The following is a 278-nucleotide window of genomic DNA, read 5'->3' on the forward strand; positions in this document are numbered from 1 at the left end:
TCGCGCGCCCAATAATGGGCGCTGCCGCAGGCTTCCATCCCCACCAGGCATGGTGGCAGCTTCTCAAAGAAACGCAGAACTTCGCTGCGCCGTAGTCTCCGGTTCAACACCGGCGAGCCATCGCCACCCGCGCCGTGAACTTGAAAAATGTGCTTCGCCAAATCCAACCCGATGGTGCTAATCTGTTTCATGGAACGGTTCCTCCTTGTGGCGTTCGAATAACGACCACGTTTTAGCACGATGATGCTGTCGGAGCGGGCCGTTCCACCACATCAATC

1 pseudogene is annotated in these 278 nt (G+C 57.2%); it reads right to left on the reverse strand.

Annotated features, from left to right (window positions below):
• A pseudogene (locus AC5ZGW_RS47890) lies at window positions 1-191 on the reverse strand (IS110 family transposase); the annotation flags it as partial.
• Window positions 192-278: the final 87 nt, after the last annotated feature.

It is taken from the genome of Bradyrhizobium sp. Crot121 (assembly GCF_059512385.1).